Below are 9,247 nucleotides of genomic sequence, written 5' to 3' on the forward strand. Positions count from 1 at the left end.
AATAAAAAATATGCAAATTTGCGAACTATAAATAAAAGACTTTCTCATATAAAATACAATTTGTAGTCAACGTTAGAGGAGGAATTTTATTATGAATCGTAATCAAGTTATTGAAGAATTAGCAGTAAATCATCCAGCAGGTGCAAAATTAGTAGAAGTATCAAGAGAAGAGTTAACACGTGTTTATGGTGGTGGGGATGTTCAAGCTGAAACAACGCCTATGACGCCTACCCTTTATCTTAATGGAATAACTATTGGTTTAGCTCTATCTAAGCAGAGTTGCTAATTTTAAAATGAAAATTGATTTAAAGAACTACCTGTCTCCCATTTTTTAGAGGGCAGGTAGTTTTTTATTTTCTTAGGTTATTGAATTTGTGGTCCAAATGAAAAATCACTTATGTATAAGTTATATTTCAAATGTATATGAAAGAAAAGTATTCTAAAAATAATAAGATGATTTAACTAAATAATAAAAAATATGCAAATTTGCGAACTATAAATAAAAGACTTTCTGATATAAAATACAGTTTGTAGTTAACATTAAAGGAGGAATTCTATTATGAATCGTAATCAAGTTATCGAAGAATTATCAGTAAAACATCCAGCAGGTGCAAAATTAGTAGAAGTATCAAAAGAAGAGTTAACACGCATTTCTGGCGGTGGAGATGTTCAACCTGAGACTACTCCACTTTGTGCTTTTGGTGGCGGAGTAGCGCTTGGTCTTTCACTTTCAAAGGTATACTGCTAATAGTTGTAAATAAATATTAGAGTAGCAAAAACACCATAATGTAAATGTATATAATTTACATTATGGTGTTTTTTAAATACTAGGTTACTCAAAAAAGATTATGTTGAAATGGAGACTTGAGAAAAGTGAAGCAAAATACAAACAGAAAACCATTAATCTCGGCTAATTTGTATAAGTCTTTATCTATAAATGAAAGAATTCAACTAGCTAATAATATCGATACAATGCATTTAACTGAAGAAGAAATTCGAAATTATCGTAACAAATGGAAAGAAGCAACTTTATTGAATGATGATTCAATGAACAAGCGATTTCAGATGGAACAGTTAGATGAAAAACTCTTTATTAAAGCATTAAAGGCTTCTGAAAATGAAGAATGGTTACAACAGAATAAACTAGAACCACATCAAAATCCGTTATGGATGAATTGGATAGACGAAGCATTAACCCTTCATAGAGATGAAAAGTTACATGAGCCGGATCAATTACATATAAGTTTAGCCTTTCGTCCTTTTATACTCTGGGCAAAAAATAGATTTAATAAGTTTTATCAAGAGCATCCGTCCCTTTCTAAAAAAGTGGATTGGGACAAAGTACAATTATCAATTTTAAACAATTTAATTGAGGGTCTAACTAATATAGGTGCTAGAACTATTACTTTAGAACTTTATATTGCAAAGCAATTAAAAGAACTAACCGGAGATACTCCTGAAGAGAGATTTGAATCTTTTGTAAGAGCTAAATTAATGGATCCTAATGCTCTCGAGTTTATATACAAAGAATACCCTGTTCTTTCCAGAACTTTAATAATACGTACAAATTATTATGTAAATGCAATAACTGAAGCATTAACTCGTTTTGAAGAAGATTGGGATCAAATTAATCAATCATTAAAATTAGATGCACTACCTCTTAAATCAATAGTTGTTGGACTGGGAGACTCTCATCAACAAGGGCGATCTGTAATGCGATTTAAGTTTGAAAAAAATACAGAGATATTATATAAGCCAAAGCCTTTAACTGTAGCAATATATTTTCATGAGCTTTTAGATTGGATAAATAAAAAAGGATTTACACCAAAGCTAAAGGGATACAATATATTAAACCGTCAGGATTATGCTTGGGAGGAGTGTATTCAACACCAAGAATGTAAGACACACGAGCAAATTGAAAACTATTATAAACGTTTAGGTGGATATTTGTCTGTTTTACATGTTGTAAATGGTACTGATTTCCATCATGAAAATATAGTTGCAGATGGCGAATTTCCTACATTAATAGATTTAGAAACCATTTTCCATCACCCAACTAAATTAAATATTAAAGCTTCAGCTGACATGGAGGCAAGATATAAAATTGCAGACTCCGTTTTAGGTACTGCGTTACTTCCGCATTTATATTTTAAAAATGCAGATGGTTATGGGATTGATATTAGTGGAGTAAGTGTAACAAATCAGGAAGAATTACCTATACCTTTACTTCGAATTGAAAATGAAGGTACAGATGAAATGCGCTTTGTACGTAAAAAGGTAAAGGTAGAAATAAATAATAATAATGTTCCAAAGTTAAACGGAAAAGCAATAGGAGCTGCATCATATATAGACTGTATTATTGAAGGATATCAGCATGTAGCTCAAATTATACTGAATAATAAATCAGAACTTCTTAATGAAGAGGGCCCTATAGCTAAATTTAAAGATATTGAAATTAGGATTGTTGTAAGACCTACTCAATATTATGGGAATTTTCTTTTAGAAAAACATCATCCGGACTATATGAGGGATTGTGTGGAACTTGAAAAATTATTAGATCGACTTTGGTTTACTGTATTAGATAAACGTCAAATTCCATTTGAGAGAAAAGACCTATTCAATGGGGATATTCCTATTTTCACAACAAAACCTGGAAGTAGAGATCTATTTGCAAGTTCTGGTGAGAGAATTGAAAATTATTTTGATCAACCTAGTTATGAAATATCTGTTGAACGGATAAAAAGCCTTACATTAGAGAGTATTAAAGAGCAGTCAAAGTGGATTGAAGCTTCGTTGTCTAGTAATATAAAAGAAAAAATTATTGTTAAAAAGGCAATATATCTAAAGGAAGAATTAAAGGAAATCAAAACAGATATATTTGTAGAAGAGGCAAAAAATATTGGATATAGATTAATGGAACAAGTTATTCATGGTTCTTATAATGATGCTACTTGGGTTGGACTGGGAATGAACTATCATAACCAATGGCAAGTTACAGCTTTAGATAGTGGATTATACAATGGGTTAAGTGGTATTGCATTGTTCTTAGGATATTTAGGAAAGATTTCGGGAGATAAAGATTTTAATAGGTTGGCAATGCAAACAATGGAATCAATTTTACAACAGCCTATACAAGAAAAATCATTTGCTAGTGCCTTTCATGGACAGGCTTCTCATTTATACACCCTTTCTCATTTTGATGCATTATATGGTGAAAATCCAAACTGGAAATTATATGTTCAAAATTCGTTGAATAATATAGATAAAAATGTAAAAAATGATAAATTTTACGATTTGCTGGGTGGAAGTGCAGGAATAATTCAAGTCCTGCTAAATATTCATGAACAATTTAATAATGAACAGGCACTTCAAATTGCTCAAAAATATGGCGATCATTTACTTGAAAATAAAATAGTTACAGAAAGAGGAATTGGTTGGTTAGATCCTTCAAGTCAATCAATGTTAGGAGGGTTATCACACGGTACAAGTGGTATTGCCTGGTCATTGTTAAGCTTGTATAAGCAAACTTCCAAACAGGAATATTTTGAAACAGCAATAGAGGCAATTCGATATGACCGTTCTTTATATGATTCAAAAAATTGTAATTGGGCAGATTTAAGGTGTTCACAACATAAGTCTAGTGAATTTTCTGCGGCATGGTGTCATGGGGCCACTGGAATTGGTTTAAGTCGCCTTTTATATTTGCCTTATATTAAAGATACATTATTACAACAAGAGATAGAAACCGCAGTATCTACAACTATAGATGTTGGAATGGGGCGGAGCCATTCCCTTTGTCACGGTGATCTAGGAAATTCAGAATTATTCCATGTCGCAGGAAATGTATTAGGACGTCCAGAATGGAATAGAATGGCTCATGCGGTAGGGATGAATGTAATTAAGGAAAAACAAGAAATAGGAAAATATAAAACTGGTGTTGGGCGTCATATCGAAATTCCAGGTTTATTTATGGGGTTATCTGGTATAGGATATCAATTGTTACGCTTAGCTAAACCGAATCAAGTTCCTTCTGTCTTGACTTTGGAAAAACCAATTAAGTATTAATTAATTTAGAAAACAGCACATAGAAATTTATGTGCTGTTTTTCATTATAATTATTTAATTAAATTAAAGAGAAACTAGTCTATTAAAAATTATTTATATGTAATATTTAACAAAATGTTAAAAATGATATTCGAAATGTTAAAAAATATGTACAAAATGTTAAAGATAGGATAAGATATCTATAGGAGGTGGGGGTAGTTGTTAAACAACCGAATAGTTGTTTGTCGTGCCGAAAAAGGTTGGACACAGCAAGATTTAGGAGACAGAGTAGGTGCTAGTCGACAGACTATCGCATCTATGGAAAGGAATAAATATAATCCCTCTTTAATTCTTGCATTTAAAATAGCCCAAGCTTTTGGAAAACCATTAGAGGAAGTTTTCGGATATAAGGAGGAGTAAATAAATGGAATTTATAAAGTATGTTGTAATTATTATTATAGCTTTATCATGCCTAAGTGAATTATATATGTTTAAATTTCAAAAAAGCAAAGAGGCAAGAGATGAGAGGGGTTTAGAGATTCAGTATAAAACTACTAATTTTTTATATAACATTCTTTATCTGGGAATAGTTATATTGTTTCTCCTTAACATACTTCAATATATTACAGCAGAACAATTTGTGAATATCCTCTTATATTTCTTTATTTCTTTAGGGATAATAAAAGTTGCTTATTCATTTTGGAGAAGGAGCTATTAAATATAAAAAGAAATACTAAAGATAAGGTTCATATTTTTAATATACTTGATCCTGAATTAATAATAGATTATTTTCTGCGGAGGTATTAGTACTTAATATTAAGAGAAATTAGCCGCAGCTTACTAATATAATTATAGATAAGCCGATGTACTTAAAGAATAAATACAGGGTTTTTATAAGCATGAAAAAATTGCAGTTTCAATTGAAACTGCAATTTTTAATTCATCCTTGCCATTATAGGGGAGGGTATTTGAAGTGTGCTAAGATAAAGTCATTTTAGTAAATTTACTTCATTTTAAAATAAGTTTGAATGAAGGAGACAATTTGCTAAATACACTATGTTGTTCATTTCCTTCTTGATTCATACCTGCCTGATAAGATGTAAATCCTTTATACGTTTTTCTTTTCCATTGCCATAAGCCATTACTTTGATCGAATTCACCATAGTAATGATTGTAATCCAGTTTGTTCCCAGTGTTTTTATTAAAACTATTGCTAATAAAAATACGGCTATTACTAGCATAAATTTGGTTATTGGTAATTACATTGTTTCGGGTATCGTAATGTATTTCGATTTGGCCACTCTCTTGATCTTTTGTATCATTTTTATAAATTACATTGTTCGTAATCGTGTTATTTTCAGCATATCCTTGCTGACTGTCATATCCACCAATTGCAATACCACTCATGATATTATTTGATATTGTATTGTCTCTAACGGTAATTTGGCTTGCGCTTTTTCCTGCATGTTCGCTGGCTACTTCAATACCGAGATCATTTTCATAGCTTTGATTTTGCTCAATGATAATTTCCTTCCCGCCATCCACGTAAATACCATCAGCTGAATATTCATTATAACTAGTATTATTGATGGATGAATTGTGATGGACAATGTTATTACGAACAACTCCATTTCGTGCCTGATCTAAAGAAGCTACTGGAGATACTTCTTCATGTCCAATCAGAACAATTCCAATGTTGTTGTTATCATGTACTTTGTTATTGGTAACTTCAAAAGAATCTACATTCCCATTCACAGCAATGGCTTCACTCAATCCTAATTTCAAATTTGCTACTTCATTATTATCGATGACAATATGATTTAAATTATTTTGTGCACTAGATGAAGTACCGTATACAGCAATACCGTGTGCGTTTCCATTCTTTACATTCGCTTCAATGTGATGGATATAATTATTTCTAATATCAATGTAACTTCCTGTTCCAGTGATATAAATACCAATAGGGGTTTCGCTAACTTTAGTTGATTTTAAATTACGAAATTCTAATCCTTTTACTTGAATATAGTTTTTGTCTTCTATTGTAAATAACCCATCATCTTCTAACTTGACTTTAGAACCATCGAGAATGACTTTTTCATCTTGATAATTTTGAAAAGTAATGGGTGCGTCTGAGGCACCAGAATGAGCGACACGAACTTTTTGGTTATAAACTCCGCCTCTTATGTAGATTGTACTTCCTTCTTTTGCGACATTAGCAGCTTTTTGAATGGTAGCAAAAGGTTGATCTAATGTACCGGGATTGAGGTCATTTCCTGTTGGGGATACATAGTAATTTGTAACAGAAATTACATTGTTATTGGATTGTGCAAAGGTAGAGGCAGGGAGTGTGAAAATTAACATACTGAAAGAAAGTATAAAGATAAAAAGCGATTTTTTTAATAAGGGAAATAAGGTTTGATATTTCATCATGATCCTCCTTCTTTTTTTAGGCATTCCTTCTCAACTATATAGTTAAAACTGATGATTTATATCTTGTTTCAATAAAAAAAGACCTGGAACTGAATTCCGGGTCAAAGGACATCAACCACCGTGGTCTCCGTCTGCCATCATACTTTGAACAATTTTTATTACGTGACTATCTGTTTGAGATGTAATTCCCAATGTAAACATTAGAGCAGCAGCAATACTCATCACTGTAATTAGCTTTTTCATTTTAAAGCTTCTTTCAAATCAGCTTTTTTCTTAGCTTGAATTGCTTTATAGAAGTATGTATCTGCTTTGGCATGCTGGCCTTGTTCAAAAATCTTTTCTGCTAAAGCATTACAGCATTCATAGATATACTCATATAAATCTTCTCGTTCAAAGTATTCAATTCCTGCAATGACGGTAGCTTCTAATTTCTCGGCAGTGACATTATTATTAATGTCACTTAAAATTTTAAACCGATGCTGATATTCTTCATTGTTTAGTTCTGTACAGAGTTGTAATCCTCTTTCAAATAAAGTATTAGCAGTTTCTTGGTTTCCTAGTTTAGAGTGTTCTCTGCCTTCGATGAAAATGGCTTCATAGTGGTTAGGTTTCTTTTCGGATACTTCAGAGAGGTAGCGAATAGCTAATTCAGACATATTTTGCCCTGCATATAATAAACCTAAATTATGACGAACCATTACAGTAAATTTTTCTTCTCCAATTTTTTGGAATAGATCCATTGCTTTTACAAGGTGTTCTTCGGCTAATGCCCATTCTCTTAAATTGGTACATGCCATGCCAAAAAGGTTTTCACAGAATCCTATATTTCGTTCATAGCCTTCATGTTTAGAGAATATTTCTTTAGCTTTGTTAACATACTTAATTGATTGTAGTGATTCGTAAATATCATAATGGAAAGCACCAATTTTATAGTAAAATTCAGCCTGCCCAATTTCATCAGATACCTCATTTAGAAGTTCTTCTGCTTTATCATAATTATCTCTTGCTATTGAATAGCTGCCTACGATACTTGCATGAATTGCTTTAAAGAAGTGATAGTAGGAGATTAATTTTTATTTGAAATTAATTGTTTTTCCGCCAAAAATCTAGTAATACATGAAAGAGGCTGTACTAATAGTAAATAAATGATGAAAATTTAGATGATATTAGTATTAAATCGTGGACAACTTTTGTACTTAGTTATTGAAATTTATATGTTTTTGTTAACATAGTTTACTAGTAACTGACTTCTCTTTTAATACTCTAAACAATTATTTAAAAACAATTGTATAATTGTGGTAATATTTACTTAAAAAACTAGAAAGTTGGTATTAATATGATTGATTTAGAAGCATACCTAGTTCCTAAAATTGCCGGGCGTTGCAAAAAATTACGAGAAAGTCATGGGTTTACGATGGAAAAGATGTCTGATAAATCTTCTGTTAGTCGTATCGAAAAAGGTAAAATCACTAAAAGTGGCAATTTTATTACAGATACAGTTCTTTTTGATTATATAAATACATTTGAAAAGACTCCAGAAGAAATTATTTTTGGAAATCTGGATGACCTTGAAGAAACCGTAGAGTGGATTTTTGACCGATTATTCGAATTAATTACGTGTAAAAATTTTACTACTGATGCAAGTTTGTATAGTGATATAACTGATATTGATATTGAAGCTCAAAAAGCAATTTTAAAAGTAGCGGAGAGTTTCGCAGAATTCAACATAAAACGCTATAACTTCCTTAAATCAACCGATACTTTCATGGATCATGTGAGTAAAGAATTTGATAAACAACTTTTTATAGGTGGAAAGCCAATTAATATTGAAAGAGACTATAGGAATACGCCGATAAATGAAGATACTGTAATTGACCTTTATGACATGAGTGATAAGATTTGGCTAATGTGTAGAAATAAATTTATACGTTCATTTAGAGCTGAGGTGCTTGATAGTATTTTTGAAAAGGAGAAATTCATTTATTCTAATATTAATGCTACAGTTAGCCAATGGGTAGGCAATCAATTTAATAAAGTTATTATTCCTGATATAGTGGCAAAATTAAAGAGTAATGGAATTTTTAAAATTAGATTTATGGTAAAGAATTTGATAGATGAATTTTTAGATGAAGATTTGTCAGCATCGTTTCAAACAACTGTTCCTATCCAGACAAAAAGAGAAAAACATTTGAAAATAGAGATAAATAATTCTCGTTTTAATGAATTATCAAATGATGAAAGAGCTGAAAGGGTTGCTTTAATACCTAAAATTATGGAAATGGTAACGAAGGGTGAAATTCTAGATGAGACAGAATTTCCAGTTAATAAACTTTTGCGTTATGGGATAAACCTTAGAGAAGTACCGGAAGTTAATTTAACAAAAGAAGTTGAAATTGATGATATTCTAAATAGGGCTATCAATACAAGAAAATTAGGAAGGACACTCAGGGATAAACCCCTAATAATTGAACAAAGTCCTATTGTAAAAACCTCAGATTTCAACTCTAAAGAAGAATTAATGGCATTTTTTGATGAATATTATGATAGCATACATTTTCAAAATCAAAATATCCCAGGGTATTTCACTAATAATAGCCAAATTATTCAACGTTGGCAAGAACGATTGAATGAGGATGTACGTGAGTCAATTGAAAGTTTTATTGATATTCAAAATAATCTTTTAAAACTTTTGACAGATGAAGAACTAATAAGATTCGCTAAATAGCATATAAAAAAGAGCAGAAAATTGAAGTGACCCCTAAAAGTTAGACAC

General features: G+C 31.1%; 9 protein-coding genes. 6 read left to right on the forward strand and 3 right to left on the reverse strand.

From position 1 onward, the window contains the following. The first annotated feature begins 91 nt into the window (after positions 1-91). From RT27_RS28800 to RT27_RS28820, 5 genes are all read left to right on the forward strand, one after another. The gene (locus RT27_RS28800; RefSeq protein WP_043938504.1) at positions 92-286 is read left to right on the forward strand and encodes a mersacidin family lantibiotic; all 195 of its coding nucleotides are present in this window, start codon (positions 92-94) and stop codon (positions 284-286) included. Positions 287-559: 273 nt separating this feature from the next. Next, positions 560-748 carry a mersacidin family lantibiotic gene (locus tag RT27_RS28805; protein WP_043938505.1) on the forward strand — a complete coding sequence of 63 codons (189 nt, stop codon included), beginning with the start codon at positions 560-562 and terminating at the stop codon, positions 746-748. Positions 749-873: 125 nt separating this feature from the next. After that, positions 874-4,065 carry a type 2 lanthipeptide synthetase LanM family protein gene (locus RT27_RS28810; RefSeq protein WP_043938506.1) on the forward strand — a complete coding sequence of 1,064 codons (3,192 nt, stop codon included), beginning with the start codon at positions 874-876 and terminating at the stop codon, positions 4,063-4,065. A gap of 198 nt (positions 4,066-4,263) precedes the next feature. Continuing rightward, on the forward strand, positions 4,264-4,464 hold the full coding sequence (locus RT27_RS28815; RefSeq protein ID WP_043938507.1) for a helix-turn-helix transcriptional regulator: 201 nt from the start codon (positions 4,264-4,266) through the stop codon (positions 4,462-4,464). Between the two features lie 4 nt (positions 4,465-4,468). Next, positions 4,469-4,762, forward strand: a complete 294-nt coding sequence (locus RT27_RS28820) for a hypothetical protein (RefSeq protein ID WP_043938509.1) — start codon at positions 4,469-4,471, stop codon at positions 4,760-4,762. 290 nt (positions 4,763-5,052) lie between these two features. Here RT27_RS28820 and RT27_RS28825 read toward each other — a convergent pair whose 3' ends face one another. The 3 genes from RT27_RS28825 to RT27_RS28830 all read right to left on the reverse strand — a co-directional run bounded on the left by RT27_RS28825 (position 5,053) and on the right by RT27_RS28830 (position 7,271). Beyond that, the gene (locus RT27_RS28825; protein ID WP_043938511.1) at positions 5,053-6,471 is read right to left on the reverse strand and encodes a right-handed parallel beta-helix repeat-containing protein; all 1,419 of its coding nucleotides are present in this window, start codon (positions 6,469-6,471) and stop codon (positions 5,053-5,055) included. Positions 6,472-6,585: 114 nt separating this feature from the next. After that, positions 6,586-6,717: a hypothetical protein gene (locus RT27_RS36170; RefSeq protein WP_000733997.1), complete on the reverse strand. Its 132-nt coding sequence runs from the start codon at positions 6,715-6,717 to the stop codon at positions 6,586-6,588. Further along, positions 6,714-7,271: a tetratricopeptide repeat protein gene (locus tag RT27_RS28830; RefSeq protein WP_231577727.1), complete on the reverse strand. Its 558-nt coding sequence runs from the start codon at positions 7,269-7,271 to the stop codon at positions 6,714-6,716. The genes RT27_RS36170 and RT27_RS28830 overlap by 4 nt, the downstream gene beginning before the upstream one ends. 539 nt (positions 7,272-7,810) lie before the next feature. On the opposite strand from RT27_RS28830, the gene RT27_RS35475 reads away from it, so the two are divergent. Then, a complete protein-coding gene (locus RT27_RS35475) occupies positions 7,811-9,199 on the forward strand; it encodes a helix-turn-helix transcriptional regulator (RefSeq protein ID WP_052497747.1) in 1,389 nt (462 codons plus the stop codon). Positions 9,200-9,247 lie beyond the last annotated feature (48 nt).

This window comes from Bacillus sp. L_1B0_5 (assembly GCF_000836715.1).
GTDB lineage: Bacteria > Bacillota > Bacilli > Bacillales > Bacillaceae_G > Bacillus_A > Bacillus_A thuringiensis_S.

Coding starts and splice junctions, on each gene's coding strand:
- RT27_RS36170 (WP_000733997.1), bottom strand. CDS start 6,717: ATGAAAAAGCTAATTACAGTGATGAGTATTGCTGCTGCTCTAATGTTT.
- RT27_RS28830 (WP_231577727.1), bottom strand. CDS start 7,271: ATGGCATGTACCAATTTAAGAGAATGGGCATTAGCCGAAGAACACCTT.
- RT27_RS28800 (WP_043938504.1), top strand. CDS start 92: ATGAATCGTAATCAAGTTATTGAAGAATTAGCAGTAAATCATCCAGCA.
- RT27_RS35475 (WP_052497747.1), top strand. CDS start 7,811: ATGATTGATTTAGAAGCATACCTAGTTCCTAAAATTGCCGGGCGTTGC.
- RT27_RS28825 (WP_043938511.1), bottom strand. CDS start 6,471: ATGAAATATCAAACCTTATTTCCCTTATTAAAAAAATCGCTTTTTATC.
- RT27_RS28805 (WP_043938505.1), top strand. CDS start 560: ATGAATCGTAATCAAGTTATCGAAGAATTATCAGTAAAACATCCAGCA.
- RT27_RS28820 (WP_043938509.1), top strand. CDS start 4,469: ATGGAATTTATAAAGTATGTTGTAATTATTATTATAGCTTTATCATGC.